At 62.1% G+C, this 20135-nt stretch carries 18 protein-coding genes; 4 read left to right on the top strand and 14 right to left on the bottom strand.

Translation table 11 applies throughout. The features are described 5' to 3' along the window. Positions 1-5: 5 nt before the first annotated feature. Together FHS92_RS02875 and FHS92_RS02870 are read left to right on the top strand one after the other, a co-directional pair. Positions 6-1412: an IS4 family transposase gene (locus FHS92_RS02875; RefSeq protein ID WP_184077337.1), complete on the top strand. Its 1407-nt coding sequence runs from the start codon at positions 6-8 to the stop codon at positions 1410-1412. Positions 1413-1602: 190 nt separating this feature from the next. Continuing rightward, complete coding sequence (locus FHS92_RS02870; RefSeq protein WP_184077335.1) at positions 1603-2022, top strand: hypothetical protein; 420 nt, start codon at positions 1603-1605, stop codon at positions 2020-2022. Positions 2023-2027: 5 nt separating this feature from the next. Here FHS92_RS02870 and FHS92_RS02865 read toward each other — a convergent pair whose 3' ends face one another. The 3 genes from FHS92_RS02865 to FHS92_RS02855 all read right to left on the bottom strand — a co-directional run bounded on the left by FHS92_RS02865 (position 2028) and on the right by FHS92_RS02855 (position 7851). Beyond that, positions 2028-5771 (bottom strand): conjugal transfer protein TraG N-terminal domain-containing protein, encoded by a 3744-nt coding sequence (locus tag FHS92_RS02865; protein ID WP_184077333.1) that lies wholly within the window; start codon positions 5769-5771, stop codon positions 2028-2030. A gap of 15 nt (positions 5772-5786) precedes the next feature. Further along, on the bottom strand, positions 5787-7208 hold the full coding sequence (locus FHS92_RS02860; protein WP_184077330.1) for a conjugal transfer protein TraH: 1422 nt from the start codon (positions 7206-7208) through the stop codon (positions 5787-5789). A gap of 61 nt (positions 7209-7269) precedes the next feature. Beyond that, positions 7270-7851, bottom strand: coding sequence for a hypothetical protein (locus tag FHS92_RS02855; protein ID WP_184077328.1), 582 nt, complete (start codon positions 7849-7851; stop codon positions 7270-7272). 69 nt (positions 7852-7920) lie between these two features. On the opposite strand from FHS92_RS02855, the gene FHS92_RS02850 reads away from it, so the two are divergent. Together FHS92_RS02850 and FHS92_RS02845 are read left to right on the top strand one after the other, a co-directional pair. Next, positions 7921-8193 (top strand): AbrB/MazE/SpoVT family DNA-binding domain-containing protein, encoded by a 273-nt coding sequence (locus FHS92_RS02850; protein WP_221230863.1) that lies wholly within the window; start codon positions 7921-7923, stop codon positions 8191-8193. Further along, positions 8190-8588: a PIN domain-containing protein gene (locus tag FHS92_RS02845; protein ID WP_184077326.1), complete on the top strand. Its 399-nt coding sequence runs from the start codon at positions 8190-8192 to the stop codon at positions 8586-8588. Before FHS92_RS02850 ends, FHS92_RS02845 begins: the two co-directional genes overlap by 4 nt. Before the next feature lie 41 nt (positions 8589-8629). On the opposite strand, the gene FHS92_RS02840 is transcribed toward FHS92_RS02845, so the two are convergent. The 11 genes from FHS92_RS02840 to FHS92_RS02790 all read right to left on the bottom strand — a co-directional run bounded on the left by FHS92_RS02840 (position 8630) and on the right by FHS92_RS02790 (position 20114). Further along, positions 8630-9496: a conjugal transfer protein TraF gene (locus tag FHS92_RS02840; RefSeq protein ID WP_184078733.1), complete on the bottom strand. Its 867-nt coding sequence runs from the start codon at positions 9494-9496 to the stop codon at positions 8630-8632. 29 nt (positions 9497-9525) lie between these two features. After that, on the bottom strand, positions 9526-10134 hold the full coding sequence (locus FHS92_RS02835; protein ID WP_184077324.1) for a S26 family signal peptidase: 609 nt from the start codon (positions 10132-10134) through the stop codon (positions 9526-9528). Continuing rightward, complete coding sequence (locus FHS92_RS02830; RefSeq protein ID WP_184077322.1) at positions 10106-10837, bottom strand: type-F conjugative transfer system pilin assembly protein TrbC; 732 nt, start codon at positions 10835-10837, stop codon at positions 10106-10108. Before FHS92_RS02830 ends, FHS92_RS02835 begins: the two co-directional genes overlap by 29 nt. 283 nt (positions 10838-11120) lie before the next feature. Continuing rightward, complete coding sequence (gene traN / locus FHS92_RS02825) at positions 11121-12206, bottom strand: conjugal transfer protein TraN (RefSeq protein ID WP_184077320.1); 1086 nt, start codon at positions 12204-12206, stop codon at positions 11121-11123. Beyond that, positions 12203-14098 (bottom strand): hypothetical protein, encoded by a 1896-nt coding sequence (locus FHS92_RS02820; protein WP_184077318.1) that lies wholly within the window; start codon positions 14096-14098, stop codon positions 12203-12205. Before FHS92_RS02820 ends, traN begins: the two co-directional genes overlap by 4 nt. Before the next feature lie 379 nt (positions 14099-14477). Beyond that, positions 14478-15494 (bottom strand): TraU family protein, encoded by a 1017-nt coding sequence (locus FHS92_RS02815; RefSeq protein WP_184077316.1) that lies wholly within the window; start codon positions 15492-15494, stop codon positions 14478-14480. Then, positions 15491-16207 (bottom strand): conjugal transfer protein TraW, encoded by a 717-nt coding sequence (locus tag FHS92_RS02810; RefSeq protein ID WP_184077314.1) that lies wholly within the window; start codon positions 16205-16207, stop codon positions 15491-15493. The genes FHS92_RS02815 and FHS92_RS02810 overlap by 4 nt, the downstream gene beginning before the upstream one ends. Next, the gene (locus FHS92_RS02805; RefSeq protein WP_184077312.1) at positions 16197-16601 is read right to left on the bottom strand and encodes a hypothetical protein; all 405 of its coding nucleotides are present in this window, start codon (positions 16599-16601) and stop codon (positions 16197-16199) included. The genes FHS92_RS02810 and FHS92_RS02805 overlap by 11 nt, the downstream gene beginning before the upstream one ends. Next, positions 16598-16924: a hypothetical protein gene (locus tag FHS92_RS02800; RefSeq protein WP_184077310.1), complete on the bottom strand. Its 327-nt coding sequence runs from the start codon at positions 16922-16924 to the stop codon at positions 16598-16600. Before FHS92_RS02800 ends, FHS92_RS02805 begins: the two co-directional genes overlap by 4 nt. Further along, positions 16924-19464 carry a TraC family protein gene (locus FHS92_RS02795; protein ID WP_184077308.1) on the bottom strand — a complete coding sequence of 847 codons (2541 nt, stop codon included), beginning with the start codon at positions 19462-19464 and terminating at the stop codon, positions 16924-16926. The genes FHS92_RS02800 and FHS92_RS02795 overlap by 1 nt, the downstream gene beginning before the upstream one ends. Then, complete coding sequence (locus FHS92_RS02790; RefSeq protein ID WP_184077306.1) at positions 19461-20114, bottom strand: TraV family lipoprotein; 654 nt, start codon at positions 20112-20114, stop codon at positions 19461-19463. Before FHS92_RS02790 ends, FHS92_RS02795 begins: the two co-directional genes overlap by 4 nt. Positions 20115-20135: the final 21 nt, after the last annotated feature.

The following is a 20135-nucleotide window of genomic DNA, read 5'->3' as shown; positions in this document are numbered from 1 at the left end:
GCACGATGACGGATGGGGACATCACCGCAGGGAGCTGGATTGACGGCGAGCTTTCGGGGGCGCGATTTCGCGATGCCCGGCTTGGGGCTCGTTTGCGAACCCTGATCGCGCAGATGTCGGGCGCGGTCGGTGCACCGATTCCGCTGGCCTGTCAGGATTGGGCGAACACCAAGGCGGCATACCGATTTCTATCGAACGCTGATGTCAGCGAGCGGGAGATTCTCGACGGTCATTTTCAGGCGACCACCGCGCGTTTCGCGGCGACAGATGGGCCGGTTCTCGTGTTGCAGGACACAACCGAGTTCAGCTTTCAGCGTACCCAACACGAAGCGATCGGGGCGATCGGCTATTCACCGAGCCGACGCGGCGATGATGGTCGGTTCAAGCTGCACACCGTTTGCGGTCTGCTGATGCACAGCAGCTTGGTGGTCACGACCGAGGGGCTGCCGCTGGGTTTGGCGGCGATCAAATTTTGGTCACGAGCCAAGTTCAAGGGAACGTCCGCGCTGAAGCGTCACATCAACCCGACGCGCGTGCCGATCGAAGCCAAGGAGAGCATCCGATGGCTGGACAATATGCGTGGCGCGACGGCGCTGCTCGGCGATCCGGACCGGCTGGTTCATATCGGCGATCGCGAAAACGACATCTACGAGTTCTTTTGCGCCGCGCAGGATGCAGGCACCCACTTTCTTGTGCGGACCTGCGTCGATCGGCTCGCGGGCGATGGCGGACACACCATCGCCGCCGAAATGGCCGAGGTCGCGGTCACTGGGCATCATAGGGTCGAGATCGGCGACGGCACACTCGCCCGTGTGACCCTCAGATACAAGCGCATCCATGTCCTGCCGCCAATCGGCAAACAGAAGCGATACCCGGCGCTCGATCTGACCGTGGTCTACGCCCGCGAGGAAGAGGCGCCCGACGGGCGACCCGCGATCGACTGGAAACTGATCACCGACCTGCCGGTGGCATCGCCAGACGACGCAATCCGCATGCTCGTCTGGTACGCGATGCGCTGGAAAATCGAGGTTTTCCACAAGATTCTCAAATCCGGCTGCCGCGCCGAAGATGCCCGACTGCGCACCGCCGAGCGCCTGGTCAACCTCATTGCCATCTTCTGCATCCTAGCCTGGCGGTTGTTCTGGATGACGATGATCAACCGCGCCGCACCGGACGCGTCGCCCAGAATCGTCCTTACCGACGACGAGGTCGAAATTATCGATCGGATCACTGCGATCCGGGGATCGCCGCCTCAGACCAACCGCTCTCTTGGGCATTACCTCACCCAGATCGCCAAGCTCGGCGGCTATCTCGCCCGCACCCACGATCCGCCACCCGGCAATCTCGTCATGTGGCGCGGATGGTCCCGACTCGTCGACATCAAAATAGGCGCCAGCCTGACTTGTGGGTAATTGGAAGCTCCAGCCCACGCTTACGGTTCATATCTGACTTCCCACGCAAATGGAAAGGGAGGGCAAGGCAGAGATTTGACGAATAGGATGGAGATCGGACGTGGAACATCAAATCCAAGCTAGGGGGAGCGATCCCCGATTCCCTGTGTATGAGCGATATGCTACGTTACGGATCGGAAAGGATCCATTCGTGGACTCTGCAATCGAACCGCAGGATGAACTGCGGGAGAGGGAGGCGCATGAGCGCCACCGTCCGCATGCGTACGATTGGTTGTGGCGGCCCTGGTACGCAAAGCTCTGGTGGGTAGCAATCGCTATCTATTGGGCTGGAAAACTCGGTTCGCTCTATTTGTCTATTTTGGATCAATTCTACACCGGCGTGCTGGCGGGTTTCCTCAACATCGCCTTCTTCCCACCCTTGGCGCTAATGGTGCTTGGAATGGGGTATGCGCGGGCCTGGTTCGCGTGGAGCGACTGGGAATTCGTCGAGCCGACGCATGAGCAGATGTTCCCGAAGCGCTCGGTGGGCGGTTTGCGCGATCCTCACTCAGATCCGCTCGATCCGCGCTCCGGCATGCTGCATTGGCGACATTTTCATCCGGATCGCTGAGTGAATTACTTGTCACGGCGCTCCTTGAAGCTGGGATCACCATCAAGCGGCCCTTTCTCTAGATCATCGGAGAAGCGACCTGATCTGAGCACGGAGGATTGTTCAATTGACGTAAGTGGACCAGTAACGTCTGCGGTTCCACGTCCGGAATCTGACTGTTCGAGATAACGATTGCGCAAGCCACTCGGTCCGAGGACCTGATGACTCAATTCGCGGGAGAAAGTATCGGTTGGGTTGTGCGAGCGCGAGGCAGCACGCTCTGCTGCGGCAATGGCTTCGCGTACGTCATAGTTTACGATGTCAATTCTGGCGTTCGCAGTCTCGGATGTGACTCCGATATCGGAGCTTTCGAAGCCCAAATTACCACCGGCGCCGCCTGCTGTAGATGAGCCGGATGACCTGCCTTTACCTCCTCTTGTCGCCTTGCTAATTCCAGTACGACTGACGGAAGCGGAGATTGAGGCGCCAACATCAGTCCCCATCGATACCTGGTCCTGCGCTGACCTTTCGATGCCCCGTGTCCAGCCGGTCTGTACCATAATCGCCTGAACATCGCGCTGCAGCGTGTCCGCGACCTGAGGCTTTAACCGCCAGTTGCCGCGCCGGTCCATCTCGAATCCTCCTCGCAGCCAGTTGGCCATGGCGGCATGGCCTTCCTTGCCGCCGCCGAGGAAATGCTCGACCGTATCGGGGCCAGCCTGCTTGCCGGCCTCGAACCGGGTGCTGGTGTCATTGCGCGCTGAACGTTGCGAATTCGTGCTGCTTGAAACCAGCAGATCATTGTGCGCGAAACTCAAACGTGCTGAGCCGCCATTGGCGATGGCGCCGAGCTGGCTCTCGTTGATCAGTCCGCCGCGCCACATCTGGGCTGCGGTCCTGGGATTGAGGTTGAGGGTGAAGTCGCCATTCTGGTCCATCGCGATCTGACGCTTGGTCAGATTAATGCCATGCTCGTTGAACAGCTTCTGCGCACGAGTGAGACGCTCCTTGTCGACGATGCCGGTCAGGCGTTCGTTGCGTGCGCGATCCGCAATGCCACTGGCACCACCCTGCACCATATCGGTCTGGTTCCCCGCGGTGCGGCTCAGCGCATGGATGAAGCTATCGAGCCGGGCGGCTCCGCGCGTCGATGTTTCGGCAGCGGCAGCACCTTGGGCAAAACCGAAATTATCGGATTGCCTGCGTTCCTCGCCGATGCGCGCTGCCGAGCGTGTGCCACCATGTCCCACTTGGCGCTGGGCGTCGAGTTTTCCAGCCCGTTCGGCGACATCATAGCCTGCTGCCTCGCGGGTCCGGCCATAGACGCTGCTGCCTTCGCGCACCGTTTCCGCCGTCGCGCCATCAGCGGTGCCAAGCTGGGTTGCCGCATTGTAGGTTTCGAGGGCTCGGCTGACTTGCGCCTCGTTGCGCCCCGTTGCACGAGAAAGCTGGGTAATGGCCGACGCGCGTGCTTCGCCTGACAGCGCATTGATGAACGCTATGCGCCGACTGGTTTCATCAACCGACAAGCCGAGCATCGCGGCGGCACCCCGCTGGCCCTCGTTGCTGCCGGTGCGGTGGGCCTGCTCGGTCGCGACATTGCGGCGCTCGGTTTCGGCGACTTGGGTGCCGGCATAGTCGCGGCGACCCTCCATCGCCCCGACCTGAACCTGCGCTCCTGTCAGGTCGTTTTTGAGTATCTGTTCCTGATCATAGCTATTGGCGATAAGCTTGGCGAACGTAGGATCAGCGCCCGCCTCGCCGATCACGCCCGAGGCCTTCAATTCCGCATCCACCTTCGAGTAGCCGGTGCGCTCGAAGTGCCGGGAGGCACCCTGGAACATCATTGCATAGGCGCGCTCGTCGCCGAATGCTTTCCACTGCACCATATTCTGCGCGAAAGCGGCGAAAGCCTTTTCTCCCGCTTGCCCTGCACCAAAATAGCCGGTGCCGAGCGCGCGCAACGCATCCTTCTCGGCAAAATTATGGATTGCGGCGGTGGCGGCATTGGTTCTGACCGCGCGCGCCACGGCCGGGTCGCTCAGATCCTTGCCATTGAGGGCAGGAGAAAGGCCACCCAATTCGCGCGCGGCATCAATCCCACCCATGCCGAAGGCGGGAATGCCGGGTACGCCGCCGCCTTGTTCGCCGACGAGTCCCGAGGCTGCCCCAAATGCGCGATTGGCGCCGAAGCTGGAACGTTCGCCAAAATCGCCGAAGCTTGAGGAAGCCCCCCGCCTGGCAAAAGTGCCTGCGGCTGATGCTTGGGATTCCAGCGCGGAGGCATAGCCTTCGCGGGTGGCAAGCGGTGCAGCGGCAGCCGTGCCAAGCCCCTGCGCCTGCAGCGCGCCGCCGGTAAAGCTCGAGAACACATTGCCGGAGAAGCGGAACACGGTGAACACGAACGCACCGGCGAGTCCGGCAGCAGCCGTGCGGAAGGTGCCGAAAATTGCGAGCGCCTTCATTGCCGAAGAGGGCGCCAGCATCCAGGCGTTTGCCGCTACCGCATTGGAACGCATCTCGGCAAGCACATCCATTGCACGGCCAAGGGTCAGCTGGTAGATGCCGGCATCGATCACGCCCCAGAGTGCTACAAACACGAAGAGTCCCAAGGCAAAGCTCGCGACCCGCAGGTTGATGGGCGTGAGGATAAAAAGCAACGCGATCGGCACCAAGAACAGCATGATGCCGAACATGGTCGCGCGGATCGTCGGCATCCACTCATTGGCGACCGACATGGTCGACAGGCCGTTGGAGACGATGGCGCGGTTGGCCATCACGCGCGCCGCCGAGGCCGGACTGTCCTCGAACAGCACGTCGCCGACCGTGTTGCCGAGCAATATGTCGGTCATGAACGCCTGCAGGGACAATGGCGTTCCCATCATCATCTGGCCCATTTCGCCCAAGTGCGAGCGGCAGCGCGCAAGCTGCGAGGCATCCGTGACGTCATAACCGGTGCGCTGACAGACCTGCGTCGTGTAACCATCGAACAGCGCTGGATTGCTGAGCTGCGTCTGGATATAGGTCCAGGCTTGTTCGCAACTCATCGTCGTGCCGCCCTTGTCGGCGGCACTATAGACGGTGCTGAACGTCGCAGGTCCCGCCATGGCCGCGAAGGAGGCAGGGAGATCGGTCGAGGTGCGGAAGAGTTGGTCGTCATCGACCCCATAAGCGGGCGAGACCCTTGCGACCGGATAGCATTGCCGGGCATAGTCCTTGATCGTCGCGTCGAGAAAACTGTCGGTCATGGGCCCACGCGGGCTAACGGCGTTTAAAAACAGATCGAAGCTGTGCCCGCCCGCCCCGAAATCGAGCTTGGCATTGGGATCAAGGGTATTGTCGTCGATAACTTCCGCAAGCGAGCGCTCCATCAGATTGGTGACGCCGGCGACCAGCACAAGGAGATTGGGGACATTGCCCACGGGCTGATAGGCGTTCCGCACCTTGTCATAGACATGGACCGTGCCGGTGGTCGCGACCAGGCCGGTGAACAGGCCGATCCCGATAAGGATCTGGAACCCGAAGGCGACAAGGCCCATCCCCTGTCCGCGCACGCTGGCGATCACCGCCCCAAGCGCGATGCCGGCTACCGCGATGATCATCACCAGCGTTTCGTAGCGTGGATCGGCAAAGATCAGCGAGACAAGGCGGAATGCGTCCACCGTCTCGGCAAAGCCGTCATAGGTATAGAAGCTGGTATCGACCGCCAGCGCAGGCGTTGCCATGAAGGCGAGCAGCAGGGCGGCAAGGGTGCGGAGAGCAAAACGCATGATCCTGGTCCCGTATCAGCGGTTGGGAGCGGCAACGGTGCCACTGGCGTCGCGTGCGTCACGGTCGCGCTGGCGCAGCAAGCCGGCATAGTTCGCGGAAAGATTGGCAGCATTGAGGGCTGCCATATAGCTTTGGCGCATCTGCGCGCGCTGACGCAGCACCTCTTCGCGCAGGTCCCGTAGCTGTTCGATGCCCTTGGTCAGTATGCGCGTCTGGCAGACATTGGTGTTGGTGGCATCGGCCGCACCGGCAGCATTCGTCCCGCGTTCGGCATTCAGGACTGCGAAATCGATCGATCGTGTAAGGTCGTTGAGCATCTGGTAGGCGAGCGTGAACGCGACGAGTTCATCGGTGTCGGCGATCACTGAGCCTGTGACGCCCTGGCGCACGCCCCATTCGAGCATGCGATAGACGGGGAGCGTCTTCACATTGGCAACGAATTGCTGTTCCGCAGGGCTGAGTGTTCCCCGCGTCGCGATCTTGGTGGCGATCGACTGCATGAGGTTCTGTGTCAGCGCGAGCGCGCCCTTGCCGCTGTCGTTCGAGCAGTCGGCACTTGTCGCCGGAATAGTGAGTGTGCGGCTTTGGGCCGTGCCTGCCAGAAAATCCTGTGGGCTGTCGGTATCCTGATGCGGGCAGGCGGGAATGGCCGAGAAGAGGGGCACCTTGTCGGTCGGATCCCAGCGCATATAAACGTCGCCGATGCGCGCGCGCATCACATTCGCCCAGGCGCCGGCGCCAACCCGGGTTGCGGCATGGGCGAGAAGCGATCCGGTCCGGAAAATCTCGGTGACTTCCGCCGGGCAATTGACGAGCGCGTTCTTGAGATCCTCGGTCGGATTGTTGTTATTGGCTTCGATCCGCTCGCGGCTTTGCTGGAAGCTTTTGGAGAAGCCCTGCTTTACCGAGCGATAGCCGGTCATCTCCTCGATGATCCCGGACATATTATCATCGCCCTTGGCGATCTGGACCATGCGGTTCGCCAGGCGGCAGTCGTTGACCTGGATCGAGTTCAGAAAATTGGTCGCCGCCTCCATCTTCGAGATGATGTTGCCCATCTTCTCGTCCAGGGTTTCCAGTAGATACTGGAAGGCAACGGCGGGAGCGGCCTGAAGGATGCTTTCCAGTTTCTGGACAAGATATTCGGGGTCGAGGAAGGACATTCCGCCCAAGAACATGTCGATGCCGCCGCAGCCGGCCTTCACCTTGGGGAGCGAGAGCGACATCACATAATCATTGTGCACATCGATCCGGCCCGACATACCGCCCGCCGTCACATAGCCGCGGGTCTGGTCGTTGAAGCTGCCGGGCGAGGTATAGGTGACAGTGTTGAACCAGCTTTCCGCCCAGCCCTGGGCATGAGCGGGCGCGGCTGCGCCGCAGGCAGCGAGAAAGGCAAAAGCGGAGAGGCTCAGACGGGAACGGGGCTTGACCATGGCGGGCTTCCTTCCGGGTAGTGGGATGAGGGAAGGGACCGGCCCGCCATGAACGGCCCCTTCAACGAACGGTTCTGGAGTGCCGGGCCGCCCCGACAATTCCGGTGAACTTGGACAATGCGCGCACGCCGACATCGACCCGCACCCCGGTCAGCATCTTTGCGGCGAGATAGAGATTGCGCGCGAGGTTCGCTGTGTGATCCGTGCCGATCGCTATCGGAATGGTCCGGTCGGGATCATTGATGGGGCGCACCCAGGCGACGGGATGACCGACCCAGGGGAGGCCCAGCCTTCCTGAGCGCAGCATCGCCTCCTCGCTGGAGATCGTGCGAACCTGCCAGCCATATTGGCCGCGCAACCGGGTTAGTTTGCTCCAGAGGTCCGCGCATGGCACACAGCCCGGCGCGGTGCTCATCTCGATCATGAAGGCTGGCGCTTCTCCGCGCAGAGCAATTGCAAAATCGGACGGAAAATCGCGGGTTACCGGTACGCGGGCGAGCCAGGCCTGCATGTCGGGCACGTTTGCGACTGGATGGATCGCGGCGCGCATGGCCTCTGCGCGCGTGATTGTCTGAGCGGCGACGCGCGTCCCGGTCGCCGTGAAGAGGCCGAGAATGCCGATGAGGCGCACAAGCGTGTTCACGACTGCACTGCTTTTTGGTTGAAAGTAATGTGAAAAATCATTACCTTTCGAATCAAAAGGAGCGTCGTCATGAATGCGCCCATGTCCAATAGCAATGCACTGACCGTTACCGCCAAAGGGCAGATCACGTTGAAGAAGGAATTGCTCCAGCATCTCGGCGTCACGCCCGGCCAAAAGGTCGAGATCCACAAAACACCCGGTGGCTCCATCACTGTTCGAGCCGCCCAGCGAACTGGGAAAATCTCCGACGTTTTTGGCATGCTGAAACGAGAAGGGCAGCGGTCGATTTCGATTGAAGAGATGAACGAGGTGATTGCAAGGGGCTGGGCCGGGCAACTGTGAAGATCGCCGTCGACACCAATGTTCTCGTGCGCGCGATCACTGCAGACGATCCGCAACAGACCCAGATTGCCGAACGGTTGCTGGCGGACGCGGAACTCGTCGCAATCCCGGCCATGGCATTGTGCGAATTGTGCTGGGTGCTTGGACGCATCTACAATTTTGGTGCCGCAGAGATTGGCAAGGTCATTCGCACTCTGGTTGCTGCGGACAATGTCGTCATGGACCATCCTATGACCGAGGCCGGCCTGGCTCTGCTCGATGCAGGCGGCGACTTCACTGATGGTGTGATTGCCCATAATGGCCAATGGCTTGGCGGAGATACTTTTGCCTCGTTCGACCGCAAGGCAATCGCGTTGCTGGAACAGCAAGGCGCGAACGTAATGCTGCCGCAATAAAGGCACGGTGCAATCTATTGCATAGATCACGGACGTTCGGTTCACGGCTTCGGCTCCAGTCCGGTTGTCACCAGATCGCCGCCGATCACCCGTGGATCGCTCGCCGACACCGGGCCGTTCGCGAGCGCATCGAAGAACCCGTCTTCCTCGCCGGCGCCGGTCATGAACTGTTCGGGGCGGATGTCGCCGGTCAGGAGCTTCACCGCCTGATAGGCCATCTGCGCGAGATTGGGATAGGTCTCGACCCCGGCGGCGATCACCATATGCTGGCGGCTGTTGCGCCGGATGATCATGGTGGTGGGCGTCACCTCGACCCCGAAGCGTTGCCCGACATCGGGATGCCGGTCGATGTCCATCAGCGTCACCTGCCAGCCCATTTCGTCCTGAAAGCGCTGAACGATTGGCCATTCGACCCGGCAATAGCCGCAGGAGTTCCTTGAGAACATGACCAGCGCAAACTCGTTTCCATGGGCGCGCAGGTACGAGCGGCGAACATCGTCCTTGTAGGCGGTCAATTCCGCGCGGGCGTCGCCGACCATCGGATTGGCGGATTTGGAATTGAGTTCGGGATTCTGCAACATGGCGATCTGCGTCAACCCCGCGAAGGCGCGGGCCTTCCTGCGCGCAAAATCCTCAAGCCGCCAGAAGTCGGCGACCGCATCGATCGTGAGCACCGTCGCGGCATAGTCGCGCTGCTGCTCGATCAGCTTGCGGATTTTGGGCGGCGTCCATGTCGCGAGCTCGACCATCGGCGGGATCATGGGTTTGACGAGCGCATCGGGGTCAGGGGCATCAGATTTTTTTGGTCTGGGTAACGGCGCATACCACCAATAGCCTTGCTTCGAAGGCTCGCGGCCAGATTGCGCGTGAGCAGGGACAGTACAGGCAAGCAGAGCCAGCAGCGGCATGACCGCGGTCCGCGTGAAGGGAGGGATGCTCACAGAATCTTCTCCATGCGGGTCAGGCGACCGATCGCGACCGGTCCATAATACCGGCTGTCGAACCCATCGGGATGACCCGATCCGACGAAGACGAACCCCTGCGGGATCGTAGCCTGGACTGGATGCCAATGTTGGAGCTTCTGGCCATTGCGGCCATTAGCCTTGCTGACATTGAGGAGGTGCCCGTTGCAGTAATAATATCCGTCACGCTCGCCTTGTGGAGCCACCGGCATCATTGAGGGCTTCTCGATCATCACGATATGCTCACCCGGCAGGCACAAGGCCCGCTTGGTGACATTGACCGGCTTTGGGCCGGCGAGCGGATGCGAGAGCAGAAACATCACGAAATCGCCCTTGCGGATCGGCCCCGCAGCAGGGCGCACCGCGACCGCATCGATCGAGGGGCTCATCACCCAGATGAGTTGCGGGATCGCCCAGGTAGCGGCGAAGCCGACCGGCAGCACGATGGCGTAAGCCTTCCAAAGCTGGGCAGGGCGAACCGGCTGTCCCAGTCCCGAACTCCCGAGCGCGACAGCGGCGCGAAGCGGCAGCAGCTTCACCTCGGGCCAGAGACCCCTAGCGGCGTTCCAGGCGAGCTTGAGCATCGCGTCCCTCCGCTTTTCCGCCCAAACGGGCATATTCATCGAGCATTCCCGAAAGCGCGGCATCGCCGTAGACGATATGGCTTGCGGTCGCGCTTGTATCGTCACGCTCGCAATAAGGCCGGGTCGGATCCCCCGGGATCAGGCCAAGCGCCGGAACCATATCGACGCCGTGTTGGCGAAACAGCAACGGATCGACGATCAGCTGGACATTGCGCATCGTGCAGGCGGGGCCATCGCAGCCGGCATCAAGCCGCAATATCTCGGCGGAAAGCTTCGCCATCGGCGCGACTTTCGTGAGTCCGCCCGGCATCCCCCGAAACGCCATCACGCCGCCAGCTTTCTCGAGTTGCCCCGCATAGGTCCGCAGTGTCATTATCGGCATCGAGGAGGAGACGAACAGCACCGGCACCCAGCCATGCGATGCATCGGGCGCGGCAGTCTTGGTTACGGTCGGGATATCCGGAGCGTCGAGCCCAAGAGCCTGGCGTAACCGCTTCGCCATCGCCTCGCGCTGGGCGGCAAAGCCATCCTTGCCCTTGTTATATGCGGCGCGCGCGCGCGCTTCCATGGCAGGTGAGGGGACGTGTCGATGCAGCCCGTCGAACGCACGGCGCTGCGCTTCGTCGGGGAGTGCGGGAAGGGCAGTCGGGCCAGAGGCGGTGGCCGCCTTCTGCCGCGCAATCGCGTCTTTCACTCGCTCCATCGCAGCATCGCCTTGCTGCTGCGCCCTTGCGCGGGCATTTGTTGGCGGTGTCGATGCGCGCTCCTGCGCTATAGCTGGCCCCTCTGCGAACAGAAGGGCCGTCAAAATCATCGTCGCTGACAGCTCACGGATCTGGCTCAGGCCGGTTCGAGGATGGCTATCGTCGAGAACCTTGAAACGGCGTGCCCGCCTCGTTTCAACGGAGCGACCCTTCCGTACGTGAGCAACGGAAACGCAGACGGCGCCAGCCCGCAGCCCGGCATCAACCAAATCTGCGACGGCCTCAGGGCTGGACGGTTTGCATATAGGCATTGATCCTGCCCTCCATGTCGATCTGGATTTGTCCCTGGGTGCGCGCCTCGATGTCGGCATAATATTCGGAAAGGTCCATCTTCGAGAAATCGAGCGCCTGGAACTCGTCTGGTGTAAAACCCCGGCAATAGGGCGCTTTGGGCGTACCCCAGCCAATACCGTTGAAACTGATGAGTTGAGGTCGGCCCTGTTCCTGAATGATACGCCCCAGTTCGGTGTTGAAGCAGCAATGACCTTTGGCCTTCTGGATGCAGATGCCGAGGATCTTCGCCGTGCAATAGCTGCCGATTTCGTGGCACATGCCGGAGCCGCGGAGCATGCCGGTTTCCATATCCTCCTGGTCGCAGCCCTGCAGCAACACCTCGATCATGAAATTGATCGCAAGGCTGATCGCAATCGAGGTCGGATCGATCCCGGCGATGATCGCGTTGGCGCCGGCGCTCGCTGCCTGGCCTGCGGTCGCGCCGGCCTGGAACGCGGCATAGGCCGCCTTCATACCGATGAGCACGCCTTTCGCGACCGCGATCTTGGTGCCGAGCGAGGAGATGGAGGAACCCATCCCATCCTTCACGATCTTGCCCTTGTCCTTGCAGCAATTCTGGAAGGTGTTGCGCAGGCCGGGCGGACGGCAGCGCATCGCGCGTCCGGCGAAGATCTCGATATTGGCAAGGCAGTTGCCATTGGCATCGACCGCGCCGTCGGCAGGGACGCCGGGATCGCTCATCGGCGGCGTGTCGACGATCGGCGTAGCGCCGGTATCCTGACAGGCGTTGGGCGAACAGGTCGGCGTACCGCCCGAGGCTGGCGCTTCGCACGGATATTGGGCACCCACGGGGCAGACATCGCTGCCCGGTGCAGTGACGGTGCAGGCAATCTGCTGGAGTGGACACTGGAAACTCCCGTTTTGCGTCGGCAGGCAACTGGCCGTTTCGCCGGGATCGGTGGCGTCGCCATTGCCGTTCAAATCGGCGGCGCATATCTGTTGGGCATAGGTGGGCACGGCGCCAGCAAGGGCCGTGGCTAAAATCAGGGCAAGGATCATGCACAGGCGCTTCATGGCACCGCACTCGTGCAGATCATGTCGGCGCCGGCGAGACGGACGGTCTGCATCATGACGACGGCTTCGGGGAAATCGTCGAGACAGCCACAGGCCGAGATGATCGTCTCGCCCGGGCCTGCCGGACATTGGTTGGCGTCATCGCAGGCATGATAGAAAGTGTCGAACCCATTGGGGTTATTCTGCTGGCTGGCAATGAGGCCCGCAGGCGCTGCCGCCGTGTTGACCTTGGGCGCGCGCGTTTTGCAGATCGCTTCGCAGGCTGGCACCGGGCTTTGGGCGGGCAGCGCGAAGGGACGGGTCGTGGTGGTGATGCTGCCGTCCTTTGCCTGCGTACGGTCTGCAAGCAGGGTTGCGGTTGAATGGTCGATGATCCAGGCGCCGCGGCTGAGATCGGGCGTGGGCAAAGCCGCACTCTCGGTTACGCAGGCATAGATGCGGTCGCGCTGGAAGAACGGGCGAGCGAGCGAGAGCGTGCAGGTCGCATTGCCGAACAGCCGGGTCTGCGGGAGTGGCTTGAGACCCGTCACTACACCATTGCGGACGGTCTCGACGCCATCGACCTGCTCTTGCGAAAGCAGGCATTTGGGATCGCTGGCATAGCCCGCGCACAGGTCGACGATCTGTTCGGTGGTGGTGCAACTGGTATCGACATCGGCGTGGACCTGCGCGAAGGCTTCACCGCCGCCGCCGACTGCAGCGCGCAGCCAGATTTCATGGTCGCCCTGGGTAAGCCAGGGTTTGAGATCGATGTTGGGCCAGAAATAATTGGTGCGCCGCGTCTCGCAGGCTCCGGGGGGATAGCCAGGACCTGTCCATGCACCCGGGCCATAAGCGATGAGCGTGCCGTCGATCCGCACCTGTGCCCAGTCATCGGCATAAAACATGGGCAAGGTGACCGATATCAGGCGGGCGGGATCCGTGACATGGAGTGTCATCCTGAAATCGAACAGCCCGCAGCTGCCACCGTTCAAACTATTGTCATTGGGAGATCCCATCAGGAAATCGACCGCACCGCCACCGCCAGGCACGGTGGCATATCCACCGGCTGTGCGCGCTATGACATCGTCGGTCGTTGGCTGCTTCAGCGTCACTTCGCGGGTGATCGTACAGGCGCGTAACTGTTGCGCCTTGCCAGCGCCTGCGGGCGATGCCGCCAACGCCTGAAACACCGGGTTGGTCGACGACAGCGCAAACGCATCGCCCTGGATTGCCGCCGGATTAGCGCGATAGACGGTCTGGCCGATCGTGGGACTGGACGTACAGGCGGTGGTCTGCGCGCCGACATAGTCGATCACCGGGCCGTTGATCCGCGCTTGCGCCACACCGATCCGTGGATCGGCAGTGGTAAGCGCGCCGACCATACCGCCGCCCAGATCTTTGAGGATGGTGGCGAGATTAGCAAAGACGAGGTTGCTGCCGCAACTGTTGTTGATGCAGGCGCAGCCCGACAGTGCGGGCATGGCAACCGGGGTCAATGAAAGGTTCTGCGCGCTGTCGAGATCCCAGTGGAAATATTGGCACTGGTTCCATGTGCCAGGGCTGCAGGAGATGATGCCATTGGCGCAGATGCCCGAAACGGGCACCGGCAGCGTCGAACTGCTGTCGAAACTGCCGTTCAGATCCTTGTCTCGGCTGATCCGGACGAGCCCGATGTCGCCGGTCGCCGAAGGCTGGATCAGCACTTCCAGAAGATTGGCGGTTTTCTGGCAGGCAAGCTTCGGCGTGAAATTTTTGGTGCCATCGACCGTGGTAACGGGCTGCCCACTCATGCCCGGTGTAACATAATTCTGGAGCAGCGCATCGCTGTCGCTGCTCTTGGCTTGCGCAGCCTGCGCCGCAGCACGGGCGCGGCTGTCCATCGTCTGCGCCGCGAGCGCTGTGGGCAGCATCAGGACCAAACCTGCGAGAAGGCGCGTCGCCGATCTCATGAGCGCAGCCTCTCATTACCGAGGATCCGGTACCCTTTGCGCAGGCGAAAGAGTTCGCCGGCATGCATCCGAGAGCTGGCGTTCCCAAGGAAGCGGAACGCAGCTTGTCCCTCGAAGGTGGCCAGCACGGCCCTCATCCTTGCCGGAGCGTCTGGGAGGGGGGACGCATCCGGTAGAATGGTGGCCGTGCTGACCGGTGTTGGAGCGACGTCGCGGGGGGCTTGCGGCGCCGCTCCCGTCCCGTGCGCACCCAGGCAGCCGTGCTGGCTGTGGCGGGCAGACCGTAGCTTGGCCAGGGTTTGCGCGAGACGTTTGCAAATGGAGGTGAAGGTGACACTGTTCATGGCACCGGAATCCCGGCACAGCAGATCACCTTCTCGAAGAGCATGAACTGGGCGTTGTCCTGGCCCGGTGCATGTTTGGCGCTCGACCAGAGTGCACCGGGGCGGCCGATATTGACGCACTTGCCGCCCTTCACAGGCTCCATGATCTGCAGCTTGTAGCGCGACTTGGTCCAGATCGGCTGGGGCAAGAACGAACAACCATCGGACGATGAAATGGTGAGTGCACCCAGGCGTCCCATCATAAACGTACCGCGCGCGGCAAGCCCTGCCCAGGCTTCGACACTATCGTCAAAATGAATGTCGCCCGCGACCGGATAGGTTGCGCCCCAACTGCCCATGCACCAGAACAGCGGATCGATGACCTTGCCTGCCGCCGCCGCAGCGCTATCCGCCATGCAGGCGAGCCCCGCGGCGGGATTGCCGAACAATATGCCCTCCGGCTGAATGATCGCGCCCAAAGTTCCCGACTGCCAGGTCGGCAGGATTTCGGTGATCATGGCAACGTCGAAACCATTGTCTTCCAGGCAAGGGAGGTCAGTAAACATGTCGAGCATCGCCCAGACCGGCGAGATATAATAATGCATCTGCGCGAACATCTTGCGGGTATTGGTGCCGTCAGAGATGGAACTCTGCGAACCCTGGAGCTTGCCATGGGTTGGCATCAGATCGGCGCCCAGCGCCATCATGCAGCCTGGTTCGGTGACGACGTCGATCATGCGGTTGGGCGACCAGAAGCTGACCTTCACCCCGAACCAGAAGGTTGCGCCCTTGCGGCAGGCGCATAAGGGTTTGGACGAGGACTGGGCATCCAGCTCTTTCGAGAGTTTGTCGAAGGTGCCGACCCGCACCCCGCCGATGGTAATCGGGAAGATGCAGGTCCAGCGCACCTTGGTGATCGGATTGAACACGGTGCCCGCCGGGCAGGAGGACGCATGCGCCGGTGCGATGGGCGCAAGGCCAGCGAGCAGCAGTGCGGCGGAGGCATTGCGCCATTTCCTGAGACATGATGTCATGGCGCCTCTCTCCGCTGTGTGCCGGACGTCGGCGGAACGACCGGGCCGCGCGACATCCGGTCGAGCCGGACTTCGGTGAGTTCGAGCTTTGCTCCGACCTGCGCGATGATCACGGGGGCGACGGTGAGGTTCAGCCGGTCCTTGACCCTTTCCTCAAGGATGAACATCGCGCGGCCCGTCCGCTCCGAGAGCGTGATCGCGTCATCGTCCCGCGCGCTGCCCGCCGCCAGCAGGATGAAATCGGTAAGACGTGCAGTCTTCAGCGCCCAGCCAAGATCGCGCGGATGGACGACTACCAACCGCTGCGGCAGCGTGACATAGCTCAGTGGATTGAACGTATAGCCTTTGGGATAAAGCAGTTCGCCCGTCGGCAGGCGGATTTCAGTGTCGAGCGTGTAGAATGGCACGACGTACCGGGTCTGGCTCTTTGTCGCGAGTGCAAGGCTTGCTGATTTCATTGCCGACCAGGATGAGCGCGGTCCATATTTCGCCCGCAGATCGGGCGGGAGTTTTGCCGTCTGCGCCTCGATTTCCGCGAGGGCATCGGGTTCGACGATCGGCCAGGTGCGCCCGATCGTCGAGGTCGCGGCGTGGGCGGTGGCCGCAACCACAATCGACGCCAGCAAGAGCAATGCTACCGTCGCCGACTGGAATTTGACTATAGTCCAACCGGGCTGACCGGTACTGGAGGGCGAGGGGCGATTACCGGGCATGACGCTCCCTCCATCTGCGGATGCAGCCAAATGCTTGCCGAAATGCGGATGGCAAGCGAACGAGGGAGATGCCGCCGATCATGCTGGCAAGCGAGACGGCGAGCATCAGGCCCAGCCAATCGCCGGGGAAAAACATCCCGAACAGCCCGGCCACGAAGGCGGCGATCCACGCCTGGCCGACAAGGAGCGAGCACTCATGTGCGATCCGCGCCTCTCGCTCGCCCCAGAGCATCGCAGCTTGCCGCTCGGTCATCGCTTCGAACGCGGCGATCTCGTCACCCATTTCCTGATGGCGGCGCAGCAGGAAGGCGTGGAGTGTTTCATCAGCACGGCGACCCGCGAATGAACAGGCCCGCAGCCGATGCGAACCGTTCAGCGATGAGGGGCCGGTCATTGCCCCCTCCAGCGGCGATAGCGCGCGATGAGCTGTCCGGTGAATGCGGCCAGCGCGATGAGCAACAGCCCGCTCACCAGACAGGCTGCGCCGACCATCGCCGCGCCCCGCAGGACCATGCCCGTCGGCTGATGGAGGACGAGGCCGGCGGCAAGAACGAGGCTGGCCATGAGCACGGTCTCGATCAGGATCAGCCGGACCCGCCAGCGCAGCGCCGCGGCCTCGGCGCGGATCGCGACGCGCGCCTCGATGATACGCTCGATCTGGGTGTCTTTGCTCCACTCAAACGGAAGCTGATCGGGGTGGGAGCGCCCAAACCGCATCACACCGCCTCCCTGTTGCTATGTTCCAGCAGCAATGGCGGGCGTGCCCCCAGAATCTCCTCCGGATCGACCCCGGCGAGCTCGCACACCGCTTCGAGCGGCGAGCGGCCATTTCGCAGTAACGCCTCGAAGGCGGCGACTTCATTGGGCGCCGAGGTGTTGATCCAGTAGCTGAACGGATCGACGACGAGGCGCGCGATGCCGAGGCCCAGCGGCGAGTCGATGAACACCTCGGAGTAATTGGGCTTGTTGTTGCGGACCGACTTCAGCAGCTCGAGGACGAAGCCGGAATAATCGAGAATCTTGTTCTCGACCGCCTTATCGTAAGTGCTGCCCTGCAGCAGGAAGCGCGTCGCGGCGTTTTCGAGGATGACCTGGCCAGTGCCGCCGAACAACAGCAGATCGTTCATCGACTGCATGACGATGCCGAAGCTGCCCTGATATTTGCGTGCGCGGCGGTAGCCCTGACCGAAGGCCTCGGCGAGGCGCGAGAGGTCCTGGCCGTCGGTGCGGGTCATGAACTGCGCTGCTTCGTCGCAGAGCACGAAGCGCGGCCGGTCGCGGCCCGACAGGTAAAGTTCCTGGGTGACGGCATTCACCACCACCATCACGACCACGTTGAACAGGTCGGGCATGTTCTTCAGGCGCTCAAGTTCGAGCACCACGAATTCGTCGCTGGAAATGTCGAGGGTCGACGGCCCGTTGAAATAATGGCCATAGGCTCCGTCTGACCCAAAATCGCGCAGATTGAAGGCCAGTTCTCGCGCGACTGGTACCAGATGGTCGACCCGGTCGAGATCACTCGTGGTCTGGGCAGGGTAAGCGCCGAGCCAGTCGCGCACGGCGTCAATGCCGTCCTGCGCCCGGCCGCTGTCGATTGCCCATTGCACGGCGGATTTCAAGAGGTTCCATTGGGACGTGGAGACACCCTTGCGGGTCGCGGCATTCGCCATTTCGGCGACGATGGCGACCGCCATAGCGATTGCAGATTGCTTGTCTTCGCCGTCGAGCGCGAAGCCCATATCGAAAGGATTGAGGACGAGACGTTCCTCGCCGATGTCGATATAGCGGCCCGAGCACAATGTGCAGAGCTTGCGGTAGGAGCCGCCGATATCGATGATGCGGATGAGCGCGCCACTGGCGTAATATTGCTGGCACAGGTTGTTCAAGAGGAAGCTCTTGCCCGCACCAGACTCGGCCGAGACGATGAAATTGTAATTGTTGATGCGCGGATCGAACAGATCGAGCGTGATCAGCTGACCCTTGCGGCCGGTGTAGAGCAGCGCCGGACGCCCGCCGCCGCGAAAATCAGTCTGGATCGGCGCCATCAGCACCGCGGCCTTGACCGGCATGCGGAAATCGCGTTCGAGCATCCGCAGCGTCTTGCCGTCGGGATAGAGCCCGAAGGGCAGGCTCATCGGCAGCAGGATCGGATTGAGGTAGCTCTCCTCCTGCATCATGAAGGGGAGGGGCTCCGATTCCCACAACCGCTTGGCGCGCGCCGCCATCTCGCGAGCCTGGGCGCGGCTCTTCCCGAACACCCACACAGTCGGGATCACCCGCACGAAGCGGCTGTTGCCCGCCTCGTCCAATACCCAGCCGATCTCCTCGATCTGCTTGCCGACCTCGACCGCGAAGCTGCCTGCCGCTTTCTGCGCCGACAAGATCTGCGCGCGCTTGTGGATCTCGAAGGCCGAATGGTCGAACAGGACATTGAGCGTATAGAGGAACGGTCCACCGATCTGGTCGCTGTCCTCGGCGCTCCCACGCATCCCGCCCGTCAGCCGGTTGGCGCGCTCGGCGCTGATCCGCCGCGCCGGCGCCTTCGGGGTCAAACAGCGCGCGACCTGGTTGCCGAGGAAGACCTCCGGGCCTTCGAACAGAAGGTCGGGTCCGGCGTCGATAATCTGCTTGCGCAAGGGTCTGGGCGCGCCGCCATCGGCGGACCCGTTGACGAAGCTCCCGGGTGCCGCCTTGAACACGCCGTTGAAGATGCGCCGGTAAAAGGCCATAATCTCTTCGGGCGGCAAGGGCACGATCCCGAGCTTGGCGAGCTGTTCCTCGATCTGACGGCGGGTATCGGATCCCAGGGGCAGCCTCGTCTTCACGGCCAGGATCGTGCGGAAATTGCGGATCGGGATGCCGTGGAGCGCCTTGAGGCCATGGCGCCCCTCACGCAGATAGTCGTAGGCCCGCCGGGCCGATGCCTGGATTAGCGGATCGTCACGGGTTTTGAGGTCCAGAAAGGCGTCGAGCGCATCATCGATCAGCGGATCGGCAAAGCTGTGAATCTGCAGTACCGTGCCCGGCTCAAAATGAATGTTTAGAAGGCCGAGCAAGGCGCTGTGAACATGGGCGAACATATAGGCCGATGGCACCAGTTCCCAGGCATAGCCCCAGCCATCGTCGATGGTGAGGAAAGCCTCCTCCTCCTCGACCCAGGCGACCAGCGGCAGATGGTCCGAATAGCTGTCGCGCGCGACATGGCGGCGCAGCGCCGCAAAGCTCAAGCCACCGGTATCACGGCCCGGAGCACTCATCGCCGGTGTTCCTTGCCATCAGCGGAAACAGGAACGCGATCGATGCTATCAACCGCCTTCTCGCGCACCTGACCCAGCACCGGGAGCTGACTTGCCGACGAGACCGGCTCGACCAGATAACCGCCCACCACCCAGGACGGCCGATCGAGGATCGAATAGACATAGCGCGGCATATAGAGCCGATCAGGGCGCTGCCGGTCGGCATAAGGCAGGATCAGCGTGCGCACCGCCCGGGCGGGTTTCAGCATCGGGGTGACGGGCTGGTCGATCAGGCCCTGTAGCTCGCGATAGACGCTGTCGCGGTAACCGGCATAGGCACCCAGGATAGCCTTGCCTTGGGATTGGGTTGTGTCCCCCGTGTCTGTCGCTGCACCATCGGCGTTCGGCATCTCCGTCCCGCGCAGCAGCTTCTTGTCGCGGGTGACGGCTGGGTCCGAGCGCGGGCTTCGGCCCGCGACCGCATCCTCATAGGCCTTCTCGGGATGGATACACTGGCCGTGATCGGGGTTCTTGCAGGAGAATTTCTCAGAATAGGGCGACATCACCGAACCGATGGTGGCGCAGCCCGATAGTGGAAGGGTGGCGAAGATGAAGATTAGCGCGGCTTTGCGACGTTGAGCCTGCCATGCGGAGGAGCAGAGCACATTCATGACGGAATCTCCGGATCGGGG

It is taken from the genome of Sphingobium subterraneum (assembly GCF_014199435.1).
Taxonomy (GTDB): Bacteria; Pseudomonadota; Alphaproteobacteria; order Sphingomonadales; family Sphingomonadaceae; genus Sphingobium; species Sphingobium subterraneum.
The sequence above is the reverse complement of the archived record's forward strand: the minus strand, read 5'-3'. Positions and strand labels throughout refer to the sequence as shown.